The organism is Thioalkalivibrio sp. ALE19 (assembly GCF_000428605.1).
Lineage (GTDB): Bacteria > Pseudomonadota > Gammaproteobacteria > Ectothiorhodospirales > Ectothiorhodospiraceae > Thioalkalivibrio.
In genome coordinates, this window is the sequence record NZ_AUAG01000001.1 from 97,976 (window position 1) to 116,731 (window position 18,756).

Consider the following 18,756-nt stretch of genomic DNA (forward strand, 5'->3'; position numbering starts at 1 on the left):
ATTCAGTCGTGACCCCTTCGGAGGCCCCATGGACCCGAACAAGCAGACCGAGATCGAGGCCGCGGTTTTCCGGCGGCTGCTGCAGCATCTGGACGAGCGCAAGGACGTGCAGAACATCGATCTGATGAACCTCGCCGGTTTCTGCCGCAACTGCCTGTCCAAATGGTATGTCGCGGCCGCCGAGGAACGCGGCGAGTCCATTGACTACGAGGCCGCCCGCGAGATCGTCTACGGCATGCCCTACGCCGAGTGGAAGGAGCGGTATCAGAAACCGGCCAGCAACGAGCAGCTGGAGGCATTCGCACAGAACCGCCCCGACGACGACCATGCATGATCATGGCCTGATCGATACCCCGGAGGCACTGCAGGCATTCCTGCAGGCCGTCCGGGGTGCCCCGTGGATCGCGCTGGACACCGAGTTCCTGCGCGAAAAGACCTACTACCCGAAGCTCTGCCTGATCCAGGCGGCCACCCCGGAGCACATCGCCAGCATCGACCCGCTGGCGCTGGACGTAAAACGGCTGGCCCCGCTGCTGCACGACCGTTCCGTCACCAAGGTGTTTCACTCCGCCTGGCAGGACATGGAAATCCTGCTGCGCGAGACCGGCGACGTACCCGCACCGGCCTTCGACACCCAGATTGCCGCGGCGATGCTCGGTCACGGCGATCAGGTCGGCTATGCCAATCTGGTCCGCGCGGTGCTGGACCACGAACTGGACAAGAGCCAGACCCGCACCGACTGGTCGCGCCGTCCGCTGGATTCGGAGCAGCTGGCATATGCTGCCGACGATGTGCGCTATCTCGCGGCCCTGTACCAGCAGATGCACGCGGACCTGGAAAGCAGCGGGCGCCTGGAATGGCTGCAGCCGGAGATGGATGCCCTCGCCGATCCCGAGGCCTACCGCGCCGATCCGGAAGCAGCCTGGCGCCGGGTCTCCGGCCACAAGCGTCTGAAACCGCGCGAACTCTCCGTACTCCAGACCGTGGCCGCCTGGCGCGAACGCACGGCACAGAGCAGCGACCGGCCGCGCAAGTGGGTCCTGAGCGATGACCTGCTGCTGGAGATCGCCCGCCGGGCACCCGCAGGGACCGCACAACTGCGCGGGCTGCGCGGTTTCCCCTCGGGCATGAACGACGACCGGGTACAGGGCCTGCTGGAGGCGATTCGGGCAGGACGCGAACGTCCGCAGTCGGAATGGCCGGCATTGCCGAAGCAGAAGCCGCTGTCCGAGGCCGACGAGGTGCTCGCCGACATGGCCATGGCCCTGCTGCGCGAACTCGCCCGCCGGCAGGAGATCACGCCCGCGGCCATCGCCCAGCGCAAGGATGTTGTGGAACTGGTGCGCGGACGCCCGCAAGACAGCCGCCTCGGCAGCGGCTGGCGCCATCACGTGGCGGGTGCCGAGATCCAGCGCTGGCTGAACGGCGAAACCGCGTTGTCACGCGACCCCGCAAACGGACTCGAACTGAAATCCACGGCCGGATGAGGCCGTCGGCTTTCTCCCGCGGGACGGGAGGGGCGGACCGCCCGCTCCCGCGCGCCCCTTTCTCAGGCGGCCTTGTAAACGCCGCGACGCGGCGACGTCAGACGACCCTGACGCTTGAGGTAGGCCAGCGTCTGGCTGATGTTGCGGGTATCCAGCCCGGCCTTCTCGGCCTCGGCCTTGATGTCCTTCACGCTCATTTCGGGCTGAGAGGCCACGATGTCGCACAGTTTCTGGCTGATGGAACCACCGCCGCCGCGACGCCCGCCGCGTGCGGAAGAGGCCTTCCGCCGGCCCCCGACGCGCCCGCCCAGTTCCTCGATCTGGCGGTCGATTTCGCGCAGTTCGGCCTTGTGCCGGGCGAGCATTTCGCGGCGCTTTTCTTTCAGCGCCTCGCGTTTTTCCTTGCGCTCGGCTTCCTTGCGCTCTTCTTCCTCGCGCTCGCGTTCACGCGCCAGGGCATAAAGTTCCTCGGCCGAAAGTTCGGAGGCCTTCTTGTCATCCACGGTCATGCTTTTCTCCATTGTTCGTTGCGTTATCTGCCCGCTCCGGAGGACTTACATACCGGAGCGGGCCACAGGCACAAAATGTTGCGTTCGATCCATCTTTTGACAAATATGCCACGAAACCCGGCGCGAAACCAAAACATCGCATGAATCTCGACCCTGAAACCCGCGACCGCATTTGCCGACGCACGCGTTCCTTTTATATCGAGGCCACCGGCCACCCGGCGTCTTCCACCCCGGCGGTTCTTTTTGATCTGCGCGGCCGTGCCGCCGGTCAGTTCCGGGTCCACCGCGGCCATCCAGCCATCCGTTTCAATCCCGAGGCTTTTGTACGCGACTGGAATACGCATTTCCCGGAAACCATTGCACACGAAGTCGCCCACGCCGCGGTGCATGTCCTTTATCGCGGACGCCGGGTCCGTCCGCACGGCGCGGAATGGCAGGCCATCATGCATCACCTGGGGGTGGCACCGCGGGTGCGGCATGCCACCCCGCTCACACCCGCACGCCGGCAACGAACCTATGCTTATATCTGCGACTGCACCCACCACGCGCTCAGTCCGCAACGACATGCCCTGATCCAGAAAAAGGGGTATCGCTACCAGTGCCGGCATTGCGGGGGCTGGCTGCGCCCGGCCGAATAACGAGCCCACGGACTCCACAGCCGTGCCGCGGCAGTCTGTTATCATGCCTGCCCGGTTTCGCAGCCAATCCCGCAGCCGGCGTTCCGACCAGGACCCCGCAATCGCATGAAGAGAAAAGCCCTCGACGCCACCCACCCCAGCGCCGGCGAATCCTGGCGCCTGTTCCTCCGCATCTTCGAGTTCATCAAGCCCTACTGGCGCATGGGGATCGTGGCGATCATCTCGATGATCCTGGCCGCCGCCGGACAGGCCGCCTTCGCCTGGATCATCCAGCCGCTGGTGGATGGCACGTTCATCGAACAGGACCCCGGTGCCCGCATCTGGGTCCCGCTGGGGCTGGTCGGGATCTTTTTCTTCTATGCGTTCACCACCTTTGCCGCGCAGTACACCGTGGCCTGGGTCGGGCGCAAAGTGGTCAAGGACATCCGGCAGGCGGTATTCGATCAGTATCTGCGGCTTCCGGCGGGATTCTTTGACCGCCATTCCTCCGGCACCCTGCTCGCCAAGCTGACCTATAACGTCAATCAGATCAGTGCCGCGGCCTCCAAGGCGATCCTGATCCTGGTGAAGGACAGTTTCACCATCCTGTTCCTGCTGATGTACATGACCTGGCTCAGTGGCTGGCTGATGCTGATCGTGTTCGGGCTGGCACCGGCGGTGGCCCTGGTCATCAGCGGGGCCAACAAGCGTTTTCGCAAGTTCAGCCGGCGCATGCAGCGTTCGGTGGGGGATTATGCCCAGGTTGCGGAGGACAGCATCCGCGGACATTCGGAAGTCAAGATCTTTGGCGCCGAGGACTATGAATCCGACCGCTTTCGCAAGATCAATGACCGCCACCACCGCCAGTTCATGCGTTACAAGACGGTGGAGGCCGCCAGCCAGCCCCTGTCACAGTTCGGTGCGGTCATCGCGCTCGCGATCATCGTTTATCTCGCCACCATGGACATGGTGATGGAAACCATCACCCCCGGGGGCATGATTTCGTTCATCGCGGCCATGCTCCTGCTGCTTCCGCCGCTCAAGCGGGTGGTCAAGGTCAACTCGGAGATCCAGAAGGCGCTGGCCGCGGGCGAGAGCGTGTTCGAGGTACTGGATACCGCCCCGGAGCCGGATCACGGCGAACGCCGCCTGGAACGGGCCGAGGGACATATCGAGGTCGACCATGTCTGGTTCCGCTATCCCCAGACCGAGGACTGGGTGCTGCGCGACATCTCGCTGGAGATCCGGCCCGGGCAGACCGTGGCCCTGGTCGGACGTTCCGGCAGCGGCAAGAGCACCCTGGCAAGCCTGGTCCCGCGCTTCTACGAGCCCGAGCACGGCGAGGTGCGCCTGGACGGACACCCGGTGCGGGAATATCCACTGCGCGACCTGCGCGGGCAGATGGCGCTGGTCAGCCAGCAGGTGGTGCTGTTCAATGACACCGTGGCCAACAACATCGGCTACGGCCTGGCGCGCGAACCCTCCGCCGACGAGCTGCACGAGGCTGCGCGCGCGGCCAACGCCCTGGAGTTCATCGACGACCTGCCCGACGGCTTCGACACCGTAGTGGGCGAGAACGGCGTGATGCTCTCCGGCGGGCAGCGGCAACGGCTGGCAATCGCCCGCGCCCTGCTCAAGGACGCACCCATCCTGATCCTCGACGAGGCCACCTCGGCGCTGGACTCGGAGTCCGAGCAGAAGATCCAGGACGCCCTGGAACAGCTGATGCGCGGGCGCACGACCCTGGTGATCGCGCATCGCCTGTCCACGGTGGAGGACGCCGACCGCATCCTGGTGCTGGACGACGGTCGGGTGGTGGAATCCGGCACGCACAACGAGCTGATGGAGGCCGGCGGGCATTACGCCGCGCTGCAGAAGGGCCAGTTCGGCGAGGAGGAACAGGCCGGCCCCGAAGAGTGATCTTCCGGCGGTGACCGGAGATGCTGCGATTCAAACGGATGCGCCCGGAGAGTGAGTCATCCGGCGGTTCCGGGGAGTGACCCGGGCCCTGTCGGTTCGCGTGCGAGCACGCTTCCACCTTTCTGTTCGCATCACCCCGCCCGTGGGAGCGTGCTCGCACGCGAACATGGCCGGCAGACGCTCTCGATCCAGCCATAACCGATCGGCCGATTCTGTGCCAGGGAGCCGCGCGGCCCCGGCCCGCAATCAACCGGTCGCCGCCGTCTCTTCCAGCACATCCAGGACCCGCGCCACGGCACCGCGCCCGGAGGCCACCACATCCTGGCCGGCTACGGCCATGCGCCGCCCTCGTTCCGGGTCGTCGAACAGTTCGGCCAGAGCCGCGCCCAGCGCGTCGCCATTGGCGACCTCGATGCGGGCATCCACGGCATCCAGGGCGCGAGCGACGGCGGCGAAATTCGACACGTCCGGACCGGTGAGCACCGGTCGCCCCAGGGCCGCCGGCTCCAGCAGATTCTGTCCGCCCAGCGGAACCAGACTGCCACCGACGAAGGCCACGTCGGCCGCGGCGAGAAAGAGCCCCATCTCACCGAGGGTATCCCCCAGCAGCACGTCGGCCTCGCGGTCCGCTCGACCGGGCGCGTCCGCCTGCAGCGAACGTCGCGCCACCGACAGGCCCGCGTCCGCGGCCGCCCGCGCCACGGCATCGAAACGCTGCGGGTGACGCGGCACCCAGATCAGCCGCGCGTCCGGATGGCGCCGGCGCAAGGCGGCATGGGCCGCCAGCACGGCCTCGTCCTCGCCCTCGCGGGTACTGACCGCCGCCCACACCGGCACCTCCGCGGACCACAGGGCGGCGCGCAGTGCCGCGCCCCCCTCGGCGCCCGCAGGCGGATCGCGATCGAACTTCAGGTTGCCGCCCACCTCGACCCGCGACGGCGGCGCGCCGAGGATGCGAAAGCGCTCCGCCGCAGCGGCATCCTGCGCGAGGATCCGCCGCGGCACGCCCAGCACCTCCCCGATCAGCGGCTGCCGGCCCTGATAACGCCGGAACGCACGATCCGAGAGCCGGCCGCTGGCCAGCACCAGGGGCACCCCGGCGCGCTCGCAGGCCGCGAACAGATGCGGCCACAGCTCGGTCTCCACGATCACCCCGGCACGCGGTCGGGCCGCAGCCACGAAGCGCCGCACGGCCCGGGGGAGATCCAGCGGCAGAAAACGGTGGTGGACGTCATCGACGCCCGCCGCCGTGATCCGCGCCGCGCCCTCGGGCGTGGTGGTAGTCACCAGCACGGGCACTTCGGGGAAGCGCTCGCGCAGCCCCCGCACCAGCGGCAGGGCGGCCTCCACCTCGCCCACCGAGGCGGCATGCACCCACCATGCCCCCGACGGCGGCGCGGCACCCCGGCCCAACCATTCCAGGCGGCGCGCCGCGGGTACGTGGTTGCGCACGGCACGCCGCCACAGGACCGCGCCCATGACCGGCGCCAGCAGGCGTGACAGGACCGCGTAACCGGCGCGCCGCATCAGGAGCGTTCCGTCTCCAGCAGCGCCGCCGCCTCCTGCAGGGAACGGATCCGGCGTGCCTGCGGATCCGCCTGCAGCGCGGCGGCCTGATCCGCATCCGGGGTCTCCGGGGCGAACAGCAGCCGCGTTCCCACCCCGGCACGGCGCGCGGCCTCCAGGTCGGAGGGACGATCCCCCACCAGCACCGAATGCGCCAGATCCACGTCCAGCGCGTCCCGCGCCCGCAACAGCATGCCCGGGGCCGGCTTGCGGTCCGGGCAGTCGCGCCGCCAGGGCTCCAGCGCATCGCGCGGATGGTGCGGGCAGTGATAGACCGCATCCAGACGTCCGCCGCGCTCGGCAAAACGGGCCCGCATCCACTGCGTCAGCCGCTCGAAGTCGTCCTCGCCGTAGTACCCGCGACCGATGCCGGACTGGTTGGTGACCACCACCACGGGGTAGCCGGCGGCACCGGCCCGGGCCACCAGCTCGAAGATCCCGGGCATGAAATCGAAGTCCTCGGGCCGGTACACATAGGCGTGATCCACGTTGATCACGCCATCACGGTCGAGGAACAGCGCCGGCCGGCTCACGGCGCCGCGTCGCCCTGCGCGCGGGCGATCAGGGCATCTTCCACCACGGCGCACAACAGATGCCCGATCAGCCCGTGCACCTCCTGCACCCGTGCGGTCGCGGCGTCCGGCACCGCCAGCAGGTGGTCCACCGTGGGACCGGCGGGCAGCCCCCGCGCACCGGTCAGCGCGACCGTGGTCAGGCCCTGGCGCCCGGCGGTTTCCAGCGCGCGCAGCACATTGGGGGACTCGCCCGAGGTGGTGAAGCCGACCAGTACGTCGCCGGGGCGCCCCAGCGCCTCGACCTGCCGCGCGAATACTTGCTCGTAACCGAAGTCGTTGGCGATGGCCGTCAGCACCGAGGTGTCGGTGGTCAGCGCAACCGCTGCCGCGCCCGGCCGCACCACGCGGTAACGGCACACGATCTCGGCCGCGATGTGCTGGGCATCCGCCGCACTGCCGCCGTTACCCGCAAGCAGGATCTGGCCGCCGGCATCCAGGCTGGCCAGCCAGCGCCGCGCGACGGCCTCCACCTCCCCGAGGAATTCCGCATCCTCGGCCAGTTGTCCGAAAAGCCGGCTGGCGGCCTGCAACTCTGCTGCGATCCCTTCCTGCACGCGTTCCTCACTTTCGGGGGGCGACCCCGGAGACGGCCACCGGCGACGCCCCGTCCCGGCGGTCCCGAATGTACAATGCGCAACATTATCTACCCGACACCCGACTTCGACCAACGATGACATCGCAACGCCGCGAACAAGCCTGGCATCCGGCCAACTGGGGACAGGCCCTGGCCGTCGCCCTGCTGTGGCTGCTCGCCCGCCTGCCCTGGCGCCTGGCGATCCGTCTGGGCACCGGGCTGGGCCACCTGCTCTACTACCTGGCGCGGGACCGGCGCTACGTGGTGCGCCGCAACCTCGAGCTGTGTTTCCCGGACCTCGATCCGGAAGAACGCGAACGCTGGGTGCGCGCCAACTTCGGCTACACCGGTCGCGGGGTGGCCGAGGTGGCACTGGGCTGGTTCGGCGGACCGGCAGTGGATCGCGTGCCGTGCCGCTTCCACGGGATGGAGCACCTGAAGGCGGCGCACGACGCCGGTGACCCGGTGATCCTGCTGTCCGGGCATTTCTCCTGCATCGAGATGGCCGGTCGGCTGTTCGGCGCACAGGTGCCCATGGCCGCGATCTACAAGCCCATGGACAAGAAGCCGGTGCTGGAACGCGCCCTGCGCTCCGGCCGCGAGCGCAAGCTGGAACGCGTGATCTCCAAGGACGACATCCGCGGGATCCTGCGCAAGCTGAAAAAGGGCGGGACCATCTGGTACGCCGGCGACCAGAACATGCGGCGCACCGAGCAGGTGTTCGCCCCGTTCTTCGGCATGCAGGCCTCCACCACCACCGGCCTGTCGCGCCTGGCGCGCATGGGCCGGGCGCGGGTGCTGCCGATGTTCTATTACGTAAACGACGCCGGCGACGGCTACGAGTTCGTGGTGGGGCCGCCGCTGGAGGACTACCCGAGCGAGGATCGCGCCCGCGACGCCGCCCGCATGAACGCGGTGCTGGAAGACGCGGTCCGGCACGCGCCGCAGCAGTATTTCTGGGCCCATCGGCGGTTCAAGACCCAGCCCGAGGATGCACCCGACCCGTACCCGGGCCTGCACACCAAGCATATCGGGCGCATGCCCTGGCAGAAGAACAAGAAAAAGAAGGCCCTGAAGAAAAAGCGCAAGAAGGCCGCCCGCGAACAGGGCCCGGACGATGCCTCCTGAGTACTCGGCCGACCGCCCGCTGATTCAGACCCCGCCGGACGAGCTGTGCCTGCTGCGGCTGTCGGCCCTGGGTGACTGCACCCACGTCGTCCCGGTGGTGCGCAGCCTGCAGGCCGCCTGGCCGCAGACCCGCATCACCTGGATCATCGGGCGGCTGGAACACCGGCTGCTGGAAGGTCTGCCCGGGGTCGAATTCGTGGTCGTGGACAAGAACCGCGGCCGCCGCGCCTACGGCGACCTGCGCCGTGCCCTGCGCGGCCGCCGCTTTGACGTGCTGCTGCAGATGCAGGTCTCGCTGCGCGCCAGCCTGCTGGGCCTGCAGGTCCCCGCGCGTCTGCGCCTGGGCTTCGACCGCCAGCGCGCGCGCGACTTCCAGTGGCTGTTCACCCGCCACCGCATCGCCCACCGCCCGCGAGAACACGTGCTCGACGGCTTCTTCGGCTTCGCCGAGGCACTGGGCGTGCGCGAACGCATCCTGCGCTGGGACATCCCGGTGCCGCGGGAGGCCCGGGCCCGGGCCGAAGAGCACCTGCCCGCGGACCGACCCTGGCTCGCCATCAACCCGTGCTCCAGCGCGCGCTTTCGCAACTTCCGCAACTGGGCGCCCGAACGCTACGCGGCGGTCGCCGACCACGCCGCCGAACGCCACGGCATGGGCATCGTGCTGACCGGCGGCCCCACGCAGCTCGAGCGCGAATACGGCGAGGCCATCGCCGCGCAATGCCGCCATCCCGTCACCAACCTGGTCGGCCGGACCGACCTCAAGCAGCTGCTGGCCGTGCTCGAACGCGCGCAGGCCCTGGTCTCGCCCGACTCCGGCCCCGCCCACATGGCCAACGCGACGGGCACCCCGGTGATCGGCCTGTACGCCGGCTCGAATCCCGACCGCACCGGCCCCTATTGCAGCCGGCAATGGGTGGTCAACCAGTACCCCGAGGCCTGCCGGGCCGCGTTCGGCAAGCCGCCCGAAGACCTGCGCTGGGGCCGGCGCGTGCGTGAACCCGACGTGATGGAGCGCATCACGGTGGCCGAGGTCACCGAGCGCCTGGATGCCCTGAGGCAGGCGACATCTTTCGATGCGTAATCGCGCCAAAGACCCTGTCGCCCTGTTCTTCGCGACCTCCGGACACAGCGGAGTGGATCGCGTGGTGGCCAACCTGGTCCGGGAATTCGCAGAAGTGGACCAGCCATTCGACCTGGTGACGATCCGCGGTCACGGACCGTATATCGACGAGCTGCCGGACAACGTCCGCCATGTCCCGCTGCGGGCCGCCCACCGCAACACGGTCCTGCCCGCGCTGATCGCTTATCTCCTGCGCCACCGCCCCCGCGCCCTGTACACCGCCAGCCACCGGCTCAATCGCGCGGCGCTGCTCGCGCGCGCACTGGCCCGACCGCGCATGCCGGTCGCAATCCGCATGGGCATGTCGCTCGCCGCCACGCTGGAGGCCCTGCCCGGGCACAGGGCCCGGCGCCTGCAGCGCTCCATGCAACGCTGGTATCCGCGCGCGGATGTCGTGATCGCTCCGTCGGCCGGTGTCGGTGAGGACCTGCGGCGACTCGCCGACGTGGCTCAATCGCGTCTGCACGTCATCCCCAACCCGATCGTGACCCCGGCCCTCCTGCAGCAGGCCACCGAGGAGCCCGATCACCCGTGGCTGGCGGAAAACCGCGACCCGGCCGTCCCCGTCATTCTGGGCGTCGGCTCCCTGGAGCCGCGCAAGGATTTCGCCACCCTGCTGCGCGCCTTCGCGCGCCTTCGCCGACAACGCCCGGCCCGTCTGGTCATCCTCGGCGAAGGCCGCGAACGCCCGGCCCTCGAGGGGCTGGCACGCGAACTCGGCATCATGGACGACCTGTGCCTGCCCGGCTTTCAGGGCAACCCCTACGCCTGGATGGCCCGCGCCGATGCCTTTGCCCTGACTTCGCGACGCGAAGGCTCCGGCGCAGTACTGGTGGAGGCCCTCGCCTGCGGCACCCCGGCCGTTACCACGGACTGCCCCACCGGCCCCGCCGACATCCTTGGCCACGGCAACTACGGCCCGGTCGTGCCCATGGGCGACGACGCGGCCCTCGCCGATGCACTGCAGCAGCTCCTGGACAGCCCCCCCTCGGCGGACACCCTGCGACAGGCCATCACCCCGTTCGATGCGGCGCGCTCCGCCCGCGCGTATCTGGCCGCACTCGAACTCGCTCACCCGCCGGCATCCTCCGACCACTGATTGGTCGCGTTCCCGCGCCTGTGATCTAATCCACCCAGCCAGTCGCCCGACAAGGCCCGTCATCGTGATCATCTCGCACCGCAATCGCTTCATCTTCATCAAGACGCGCAAGACCGCCGGCTCCAGCCTGGAAGTCGGGCTTTCGCGCGCCTGCGGGCCCGAGGACATCATCACCCCGTTGAGCGCCAATCGCGGCGAGGAAGAGCTCCGCCGGGCCGAGGGCGGCCGGGGGCCCTCCAACCACCATAAACGGCTGCTGGAACACCGTGGCTGGAAGGAATGGCGACGGTTGCTGCTGCGCAGACAGCGTGCCGAATACGGCGAGCACTCAACCGCCCGGGAGATCCGCGCACTCGTCGGGCCCGAGACCTGGCGGACCTGTCTCCGCTTCACCATCGAGCGCAACCCCTGGGACCGGGCCCTGTCGCGCTACTGGTGGCAGAAACACCGCTGGGAAGAGAAGGGGCGCGATAACTTCCCGAGCCTGAGCGAATACCTCGCCTGGCTGGAGGAACACAAGCCGCACTGGCTCAGCAACTGGGACCACTACACCATCGATGACGAGATCGCCGTGGACCGGGTTCTGCGCTACGAAAAACTGAATGCCGAACTTACGGAACTGCAGCAGGAACTGGGCCTCGGCACCGACATCCGGCTGCCCGAGCAGCGGGCCAAGGGCGGCTTTCGCCAGGGGCGGCAGGACTACCGCGAGATCCTGAGTGATGCCGACCGAGCGGTCATTGACCGCATCTGCCGGCGCGAGATCGCCGCCTTCGGCTACCGTTTCGAGGACGGCTGAACATGGCTGCCATTTCCCGCAATCGCGGCCCGCTGCGCCGCGGCATCCAGCATATCCGGCGTCGCTGGCGGCGCCGGCGTGCGGACGTCCACCTGATCTCCTACCCCAAATGCGGGAGGACCTGGCTGGTCGTGCTCCTCAGCAAGGCCCTCGAACTGCATTACGGCATCCGTCTGCGCAAGCCGCTGCGCCTGCGGGGCTATGCCCGCCCCTGGCGCGACATCCCCTACATCCTGCAGCACCACGACGGCGGTCCGGAGTTTCTGCTGCCGGAGGAGCTGGAGCAGGACAAGAGTGACTATGCGGGGCGCAAGGTCGTCTTCATGGTCCGCGACCCCCGGGATGTCCTTGTTTCGTCCTATTTCCAGAAGACCCGCCGCAACGCGAACTACCAGGGCCGAATGGAAGACTATGTCAGGGAGCGGCGCGGCGGGATCGAGACATTGGTCGATTTCTACAACATCTGGGCGCGCAACCGTGACGTGCCGAGCGATTTCCTGCTGCTGCGCTATGAAGACCTGCACGCCGACGCCGCTGGCCAGCTCCGGCGGGTGCTCGAATTCATCGGCATGCAGGACGTATCCACGGAAACCCTCCGGGCCGCGGTAGACTTCGGCCGCTTCGACAACATGCGCCAGCTGGAATCCCGCAACGCGATGGGGAGCAGTTCGCTGGCCGCCCGCGACGCCGACGACGCCGAAAGCTACAAGACCCGCAAGGGCGAAGTCGGCGGCTACCGCGAATACCTCGACGGCGAGAACCTCGAATACGTCGAGGCCATCATCAACGAACGCCTGGACCCCTGGTACGCGGGCTACCGCTATTACAGCGCTGCATCATGACCACCCGTGCGATCCCCCCCGTCATCATCATCGGCATGCACCGCTCGGGCACCAGCCTGCTGACCCGGGTACTGCAGCAGGCCGGATTCTTCATGGGGGTCGGCGCCAGCCGCAACGAAGAGGCGGCCTTCACCAACGCGATCAACGCCTGGCTCTTCCGCGAAGCCTCCGCGACCTGGGACCGTCCGGAGTCGTTCGACTGGCTGCTGGAAGACGAAACACTCAGGCCGTGGCTGCTGGACTACATGGAAGGGGTCGTGCGCGGACCGGCCAGTCTGCGCTTCCTCGGGTTCCGCCGCGGACTGCGCGGCGGCGGCATGCCCGGGCAAATCGCTCCCTGGGGCTGGAAGGATCCGCGCAACACCTACACGCTGCCGTTGTGGCTGGAGCTCTTCCCGCAGGCCCGTGTGCTGCATATCACGCGGCACGGCGTGGATGTGGCAGCAAGCCTGCGCGCCCGCCGCCGCGGGGTCTTCGACAAGCGCGTGCACCGCTATCGATCCCTGCGGGGGTGGTATTGCAATCACCCCGGCGCCCCGGCACGTCGCGGCTTCGCTCCACAGGTACGGTGCCGTACGCTGGAAGGCGGCTTCTCCCTGTGGGAAAGCTACCTGCAGCGAGCCCGGGAGCATGTCCGGGCCCTGGGCCCCAATGCCATGGAGATCGCCTACGAGGACCTGCTGACGGATCCGGCGCGACTGCTGCCGCAGGCCCTGGAGTTCTGCGGCTGCCCCCCCGATGCCGAACGGGTGGCCGCAGCGGCCGCGGCTTTTCGTCCCGACCGGGCCCACGCCTGGCAGCATGATGAAGAGCTGCGCACCTTTGCTGCCAGCGTATCCGACCGGCTCGCCCGGCTCGGTTATGTCCCGCCTGCCAACGAATCGTCGAATCCATAACCAAAATATTCGATCTCGCGGCGGTAAAGCCGCTCCACCAGCGCCTTCTCGTCCACACCGTAATAGTCCTGCCATGGCCGCGGATAATCCCGACGCTTTTCGGACGCCAGGGCAACGTCCTTGAGCCCCACCCGGGTCATCGCCTCGCGAAAGTCGGCATCGAGGTTCTCAAAACGGCCGACAAAGTCTACCGCCACATGGTCATCAATGGTGTACATCGGCCAGTTGTCATGCTTGGTCTTGCCTGCTTCGGCCTCCCGATGGAGTTCCGCAAGATGTTCCCTGAAGGCAGGTGGGTTCGACTCGTTACGGGTGCGATAAAGGTAATCGGAAACCGCACGTTCGTAGGGATTGCGCACAAAACAGAACTTGAAATACCGATCCCATTCTCTCGGGAAGGCCGACCGAACCTCGGCCGCCGGGGGGGTGCGACGATGACGAGAGTCCGAGCCGGCGTTTCGCGCGCTTTTTGACCACCTTGTTCAGCGCGGAACGCCAGTCACGATTCTTGCGCCGCGCGTCGACCAGCTCCCGCAGCCCGCCGGGCGTCATCAGCTGGCGAAGAATCCACCCCTGGCGGGGGTCCACATCCCGCAGGGCCTCGTGCAGGCTCCCGAGCATCAGGTCGCGTCCGCTCAGATGGGGCGCGAGGGCCACCTTCATGGAGCTTCCCGCTACCTTGCGGCAATGGATAAAAATGAAACGATGGCGATGGCTGACAATCACGGAGTTTCTCCTTCTCGCGGCACCAGCCCCATGACCTGCGCATACCGAAGGGCGACGCAGTCGCTGCGGAAGCGGTCCAGGCCTTCGCGGATCCGCTCCTCGCCGGGCGGGTTTTCCAGCGTCGCCTGCAGGGCTGTGGCCAGGGCATCCGCGTCGCCCACCGGCACGAGCGGGCCGATCCGCCCATGCTGGAGGATCTCGGCCGGGCCGGACGGACAGTCGGTGGCCACCGCCGGCGCCCCGGCCGCCAGGGCCTCGATGAGCACGTTACCCAGCCCTTCGTAACGCGAAGAAAGGCAGAAGACCCCGGCCCGGGCGAAATAGGGTAGCGGGTCCGGGACATAGCCGGGAAGGTCAACGGCCTCCGCCACCCCCAGCCGCCGTGCCTGCTCCAGCAGGGCTTCACGCAGAGGCCCCTCGCCCAGGATGACCAGTCGCACCGGACGCCGTTCGTGCACCCGGGCGAAGGCCTCCAGCAGCGTGGCAAAGTCCTTCTGCGGTGTCAGACGACCGGCCCCGACAATAACCGGCGGTCCGTCACCAGCAAACCAGGGATGATCCACCGGCGCCTTCACGCGCTCGGGGATATCCGGGGTTACGGTCGGGTTGTAGATCACCTCGATCCGTTCGGGATCCACGTCAAAATGCTCGACCAGGTCATCCCGGACGCCTTCGGAGATCGCGATGACCCGGTCGGCATGCCGGTACAGCCAGCGCGCCGAATGGCGCTTGAATGAGCGGCGCAACGTCTGGCTCGGAGTATTGGTCACCTTCACGAACACCGGCGACGGCACCCACCCCAGCATGCGCCCCAGTACGGCCACCTTGGCCGAATGGTCCTTGGCGGTCAGGACGGCCCCGGGCGGATCCTGCCGCAGCAGACGCCGCAGCTTGAACAGGCTGTCGAATTTACCCCTGCTCTGAAGATCCACTACCTCCACGGCCGCCGGGAGTTCCTCCGGGTAGGGCACCTGTCCGCCGCGGGTCAGCACAAGCCGGGGCCGGATGCCCAGTTGCAGGAACTCCCGACTCAGGATCAGCATCTTGCGCTCGATCCCGCCCCAGGCCTTGAAGGGTGCAAAAATCACCAATTGCGAGTTCAATGCTGTCGCCCCCGTTAAGGAAACCAGGCCACGTGGAGGCCGGGCCTGCTGTGCTATATTTTGCCCGCCATGCACCTGCGCCGCGCTCTCGACGAAAGGTTCAACCCCCTGCTGTCCGGTCTCGACGGCCGGGTTGCGCGCCACCGCGTCAATCCGCGCATCCTGATATCGACATCAAGCCGGTTCGTCTTCTATCGCATCCCCAAGGCCGGTCATTCGACTGTCGGCAACACCCTGCTGAACCACGACCCGGGGATTTCGCAGGATCAGCGCGACGCGATCCGGGAACGGGGGGACAAGATCGGCGGCTACCGCCATCCAAGGGAGGTCGGTAGCCGCGTCAGCCGCGAGGCCTGGCGCCACTACTTCCTGTTCACGTTTGTTCGCAACCCGTTTCACCGCACCCTGTCAGCCTACCTCGACAAGGTCGTCCGCGGCCGACCACCAGCCAGAAAACACCTGGGCGCCGGGCAATATTCGTCAGCTCCGGACGAGGAGCCGCCCGGTTTTGCGGATTTCCTTGCACGCCTGGAGCAGGGCGATCTCTATCGCGGCCCACACTGGGCCCCGCAGGTGGCGCTCCTGCCGCGAGACCGCCGGCGTCTCGACCATGTCGGGCACCTGGAACGGATCGATGAAGACCTTCCGGAACTGCTGCACCGTCTTTTCGACGTCCGGGACAACCCCGAGATCGCCAACTGGGATCCGCATCGCACCGATTCGACTCAAAGGCTCGCGGAATATTATGACGGAAGGTCCATCGACCGTATCCGCCGTCTGTATCGCGAGGATTTCGATGCCTTTGGTTACAGCTTCGATCCGGATCGTTCCTCACCGGCCTGACATCACGGACAAGCCCTTCAGCGCCCGAGCAGTCTCCTGCACCGCGGACTCGACATCACCGGAGGCGTCGATATCGACCACCGGTATGCCACGCGTCCCCAATGCCTCGCCGGCCAGCTCTCCGATCTCGAACGCCCGTTCCACCATGGCGTTGAAACGCGTCACATCGGGGTTCCGGGTCCGAAGCCGGGCCTGAATCTCCGCGCTCGAGGCCCGGACACGCACGACGGCCGCCGGCGCCGGCATCCGCCGATAGAATTCACGTGTTCGAGCCACATCCATGCCCTGCCCCAGGCTGATTCCCCGCTGCGCCAGGCCCTCGTCGAAAACCACCGCTCCCTGACCATGCAGGCTGTCCGCCACCCACGCCTGCGCCGCGCTGAACGCAAAACTCCGGAGGCGTTCCAGAGCGAGGGCCTCGGGGATTTCCGGGTCCGGGGTCCCGAGCGCACCACGCAGAAATTCCGGCCAGGGCCCGGGTGCGTCTCGCAAGGCGCGCAGGGCATGACGGATCATCTCCTTCTCCAGCCTGGGACGCATCCAGCGCCGCAGACCCTTGCGGGCATACAGGATCGATTCCAGATTCCGGGTCACGGCGTTCGGTCGCTTGCGCTGGTGTTCGGCCCACAGCGGCAGCCACTGGGGCGCGTGCAGCGCGGGCAGGCCGGGAGCTCGATCGTCCTGCAGACGGCGCACCACCGTCGTCTTGCCCACGCCCGGCGGGCCCATGAATTCGATTCTCAGCACGGATTACTCCCAGCCGCAGTCGGCGCGCAGCTTTTCGCAGGCCCCGATGAATTTCTCCCGACGCTTGCGCGAGGACGCCCGGGCGAACTGCGGACGAAACGCGTGGGCCATTGCCATCCCCAGCAAGACGCCCTCACGCCCCTCGGGCTCCCAGCTGTGTCCCGCAGCGGCCCAGACCTCGGCCAGTGCCGTATCAAAATGACCCGCCAGAAAGGCACGTCGCAAAAACTGATTCACGGCGGCCGAACCACGCAACAGGGACAGGGCGTCAAAAAAGAAAGGCACCGACTGCACCCGTTCCAGATCGATCAGCGTTACCGAACCATCGGGCAGCACGAACACGTTGCCGTTGTGACAATCCGCATGACTCGCAAGCAGCGGGCATCCCTGCAACAGGGGTTCCCAGCGATACCGGTGACCTTCAACCGCCCGGGAAAGCCAGTGCGGCAAGGTCCAGCGATCGAGCTCCTGCCGGACCGGATCCAGGTCAAACCGGCCCTCCCATCGGCGCGCGTGGGCACTGCACATCCCCAGCAGATCCCGATAGGCCGTTTCCCAAACCGTCTCGGGAGCCTCGCGAATCGGCGTGCCCTCCACGAAGGATTCGTTCACGCCGGCGAACCGCCGCGGAAGGTCCGCCGCCGGTTCCAGCTGCGGGCACCGGTACGCCGAGGACAGCCAGCGCGCGTTTTCCAGCAGGCGCTGCACGCGTTCGGCATCCCGCGTGACCCGCAAGACCCGGTTGCGCGAGCGCTCCACCAACAGGGTCCAGTCGCCTCGAGCGATCAGGGTGTCCATACCCGGCTCTCCCCCCTCCGCCCGGACCGTCACATGGACCGGAGAACGAACCCGCCCGCCCTGACTGGCCAACAAGGTATCCCGGAGATGCTGCTGATAGGCGTCGGGCTTCCCGTCCGCCCCTGCAGGCAACCACGCCAGCGATCCCTGCAACCGCCACTCGCCGGGCACAAGACAGTGCTCCAGCGCCCGCAACAGTCCGACCATTCGACGCTGCTCTCTCCAGCCTCGCCAGGACATCCTCATGCGGCCTGCCCCGTTTGCCGGCGCTGAAGTCCGAAAAAGTCCAGGTAGGCGGCAGCCGCGGTTTCCGCACGGAACCGATCTACGGCCTCGTCCCGATCAAAAACAGGCCCCTCGCCCCGCAGAACGCGATCCAGCCCCTCGGCCAGCGCCTCCGGATCCTTCATCGGTACCAGGACCCCGTAGCGTCCGTCGGCCAGGATCTCCCTCGGACCGCTGGGGCAGTCCGTCGAGACCACGGGAACGCCAAGCCCCAGTGCCTCCATGACCACGTTCACCAGTCCTTCCCAGCGGGAGGAGAGGGCAAACACGTCGGCCCGGGCCATCCAGGCGTACGGATTGGCGGCAAACCCGGGGAAATCGACATGCTCCGCGATGCCCAGCTCACGGGCGAGCGCTTCCAGCTGCTCCTGTTCGCGACCCTTGCCGACGATGATCAGACGTGCCTCGCGTCGTTCGCGTAAGCGGGCGAAGGCTCGCAGCAGCGTCGGATAGTCCTTTTGCGGGACCAGACGGCCGGCCGACATAATCACCGGCACCGCGGAATCCTCGGCAAGCCACGGGTGGTCCACCGGCTCCCCGGCCCTCTCCAGGGTGCCCGATGCAACGGACCCGCTATAGATCCGTTGTACGTCCACTCCCTTCAGCCCGACGTTTTCGACCAGGTCCCGGCGCACCCCGTCGGACACGGCAATCACCCCGTGAGAACGCGGGTACCAGCGGCGAATCTGGCGGAACTTCTGTTCCCGCCGTCGCGGTTCCGCGGCAAGCTTTTCGGATTCACCAAACGTGTTGGGAACGCTCAGGAACCGCTTCGCCCCCGTTTCCGGCAGCATCCCCGCCTGAGCCAGGATCACGTTGGTGATGTGATTGACCGACAGGACAACGGCCGGGCGCCGCCGCCGCATGTACCGCCACAGGGCGAACGCTGTCGCAAGCTTCCCCCGGGTCCCCAGATGAACGCAGGCCACCGATTCCGGCATTTCGTCCGGATAGAACATCTCACCGTCGCGAAAGGTCACCAGCTCCACGGACCAGCCATCCCTGGTCCAGACGTGGATCTGGTTCATCAATCGCCGGTAGGTCCCGCCCCACGGCCGAAACATCCCGAACAGGACGATATCTGGCATGTTGTCCCCGCCCATATGTCCGGAGCCGGAC

Annotated in this window: 20 protein-coding genes; 11 read left to right on the plus strand and 9 right to left on the minus strand. The window is 67.5% G+C overall.

All coding sequences use genetic code 11. The annotated features are described in order from the left end of the window. Positions 1-28: 28 nt before the first annotated feature. Entirely contained in the window at positions 29-334 is a 306-nt protein-coding gene (locus F787_RS0100515) for a DUF1244 domain-containing protein (protein WP_018869795.1), read from the plus strand. Further along, on the plus strand, positions 327-1,487 hold the full coding sequence (gene rnd / locus F787_RS0100520; protein WP_018869794.1) for a ribonuclease D: 1,161 nt from the start codon (positions 327-329) through the stop codon (positions 1,485-1,487). Before F787_RS0100515 ends, rnd begins: the two co-directional genes overlap by 8 nt. Before the next feature lie 62 nt (positions 1,488-1,549). Here rnd and F787_RS0100525 read toward each other — a convergent pair whose 3' ends face one another. Next, on the minus strand, positions 1,550-1,996 hold the full coding sequence (locus F787_RS0100525) for a hypothetical protein (protein WP_018869793.1): 447 nt from the start codon (positions 1,994-1,996) through the stop codon (positions 1,550-1,552). 140 nt (positions 1,997-2,136) lie between these two features. On the opposite strand from F787_RS0100525, the gene F787_RS0100530 reads away from it, so the two are divergent. Next, positions 2,137-2,634 (plus strand): SprT-like domain-containing protein, encoded by a 498-nt coding sequence (locus tag F787_RS0100530; protein WP_018869792.1) that lies wholly within the window; start codon positions 2,137-2,139, stop codon positions 2,632-2,634. Between the two features lie 105 nt (positions 2,635-2,739). Continuing rightward, entirely contained in the window at positions 2,740-4,533 is a 1,794-nt protein-coding gene (msbA, locus tag F787_RS0100535; RefSeq protein ID WP_028490985.1) for a lipid A export permease/ATP-binding protein MsbA, read from the plus strand. A gap of 246 nt (positions 4,534-4,779) precedes the next feature. Here the strand turns inward: msbA and F787_RS0100540 are convergent, their stop codons facing one another. From F787_RS0100540 to F787_RS0100550, 3 genes are read right to left on the minus strand one after another with little or no spacing between them, the layout of a single operon-like run. Continuing rightward, the gene (locus F787_RS0100540) at positions 4,780-6,060 is read right to left on the minus strand and encodes a 3-deoxy-D-manno-octulosonic acid transferase (RefSeq protein WP_028490986.1); all 1,281 of its coding nucleotides are present in this window, start codon (positions 6,058-6,060) and stop codon (positions 4,780-4,782) included. Then, on the minus strand, positions 6,060-6,632 hold the full coding sequence (gmhB, locus tag F787_RS0100545; RefSeq protein ID WP_028490987.1) for a D-glycero-beta-D-manno-heptose 1,7-bisphosphate 7-phosphatase: 573 nt from the start codon (positions 6,630-6,632) through the stop codon (positions 6,060-6,062). Before gmhB ends, F787_RS0100540 begins: the two co-directional genes overlap by 1 nt. Beyond that, positions 6,629-7,204 carry an SIS domain-containing protein gene (locus F787_RS0100550; protein ID WP_028490988.1) on the minus strand — a complete coding sequence of 192 codons (576 nt, stop codon included), beginning with the start codon at positions 7,202-7,204 and terminating at the stop codon, positions 6,629-6,631. The genes gmhB and F787_RS0100550 overlap by 4 nt, the downstream gene beginning before the upstream one ends. Positions 7,205-7,344: 140 nt before the next feature. On the opposite strand from F787_RS0100550, the gene F787_RS0100555 reads away from it, so the two are divergent. The 6 genes from F787_RS0100555 (at position 7,345) to F787_RS0100580 (ending at position 13,135) form a co-directional block, all read left to right on the plus strand. Next, positions 7,345-8,376, plus strand: coding sequence for a lysophospholipid acyltransferase family protein (locus F787_RS0100555; RefSeq protein ID WP_028490989.1), 1,032 nt, complete (start codon positions 7,345-7,347; stop codon positions 8,374-8,376). Further along, positions 8,366-9,460: a glycosyltransferase family 9 protein gene (locus F787_RS0100560; RefSeq protein ID WP_028490990.1), complete on the plus strand. Its 1,095-nt coding sequence runs from the start codon at positions 8,366-8,368 to the stop codon at positions 9,458-9,460. Before F787_RS0100555 ends, F787_RS0100560 begins: the two co-directional genes overlap by 11 nt. Further along, complete coding sequence (locus F787_RS0100565; RefSeq protein WP_028490991.1) at positions 9,453-10,598, plus strand: glycosyltransferase; 1,146 nt, start codon at positions 9,453-9,455, stop codon at positions 10,596-10,598. Before F787_RS0100560 ends, F787_RS0100565 begins: the two co-directional genes overlap by 8 nt. Before the next feature lie 64 nt (positions 10,599-10,662). Beyond that, positions 10,663-11,397: a sulfotransferase family 2 domain-containing protein gene (locus F787_RS0100570; RefSeq protein WP_028490992.1), complete on the plus strand. Its 735-nt coding sequence runs from the start codon at positions 10,663-10,665 to the stop codon at positions 11,395-11,397. A gap of 2 nt (positions 11,398-11,399) precedes the next feature. Beyond that, a complete protein-coding gene (locus tag F787_RS0100575; protein WP_028490993.1) occupies positions 11,400-12,239 on the plus strand; it encodes a sulfotransferase domain-containing protein in 840 nt (279 codons plus the stop codon). After that, positions 12,236-13,135, plus strand: coding sequence for a sulfotransferase (locus F787_RS0100580; RefSeq protein ID WP_028490994.1), 900 nt, complete (start codon positions 12,236-12,238; stop codon positions 13,133-13,135). Before F787_RS0100575 ends, F787_RS0100580 begins: the two co-directional genes overlap by 4 nt. Here the strand turns inward: F787_RS0100580 and F787_RS17080 are convergent. Together F787_RS17080 and F787_RS0100590 are read right to left on the minus strand one after the other, a co-directional pair. Continuing rightward, on the minus strand, positions 13,099-13,494 hold the full coding sequence (locus F787_RS17080) for a hypothetical protein (protein ID WP_231373374.1): 396 nt from the start codon (positions 13,492-13,494) through the stop codon (positions 13,099-13,101). The two genes, F787_RS0100580 and F787_RS17080, sit on opposite strands and share 37 nt — an antisense overlap. A gap of 363 nt (positions 13,495-13,857) precedes the next feature. After that, positions 13,858-14,952 (minus strand): glycosyltransferase, encoded by a 1,095-nt coding sequence (locus tag F787_RS0100590; RefSeq protein ID WP_019591009.1) that lies wholly within the window; start codon positions 14,950-14,952, stop codon positions 13,858-13,860. Between the two features lie 81 nt (positions 14,953-15,033). On the opposite strand from F787_RS0100590, the gene F787_RS0100595 reads away from it, so the two are divergent. After that, on the plus strand, positions 15,034-15,807 hold the full coding sequence (locus F787_RS0100595) for a sulfotransferase family protein (protein WP_028490995.1): 774 nt from the start codon (positions 15,034-15,036) through the stop codon (positions 15,805-15,807). Here the strand turns inward: F787_RS0100595 and F787_RS0100600 are convergent. From F787_RS0100600 to F787_RS0100610, 3 genes are all read right to left on the minus strand, one after another. Continuing rightward, the gene (locus F787_RS0100600) at positions 15,796-16,554 is read right to left on the minus strand and encodes an AAA family ATPase (RefSeq protein ID WP_028490996.1); all 759 of its coding nucleotides are present in this window, start codon (positions 16,552-16,554) and stop codon (positions 15,796-15,798) included. The genes F787_RS0100595 and F787_RS0100600 overlap by 12 nt on opposite strands. Before the next feature lie 3 nt (positions 16,555-16,557). Then, on the minus strand, positions 16,558-17,352 hold the full coding sequence (locus F787_RS17085) for a phosphotransferase (protein ID WP_231373375.1): 795 nt from the start codon (positions 17,350-17,352) through the stop codon (positions 16,558-16,560). Between the two features lie 242 nt (positions 17,353-17,594). Continuing rightward, on the minus strand, positions 17,595-18,725 hold the full coding sequence (locus tag F787_RS0100610; RefSeq protein ID WP_028490998.1) for a glycosyltransferase: 1,131 nt from the start codon (positions 18,723-18,725) through the stop codon (positions 17,595-17,597). Positions 18,726-18,756 lie beyond the last annotated feature (31 nt).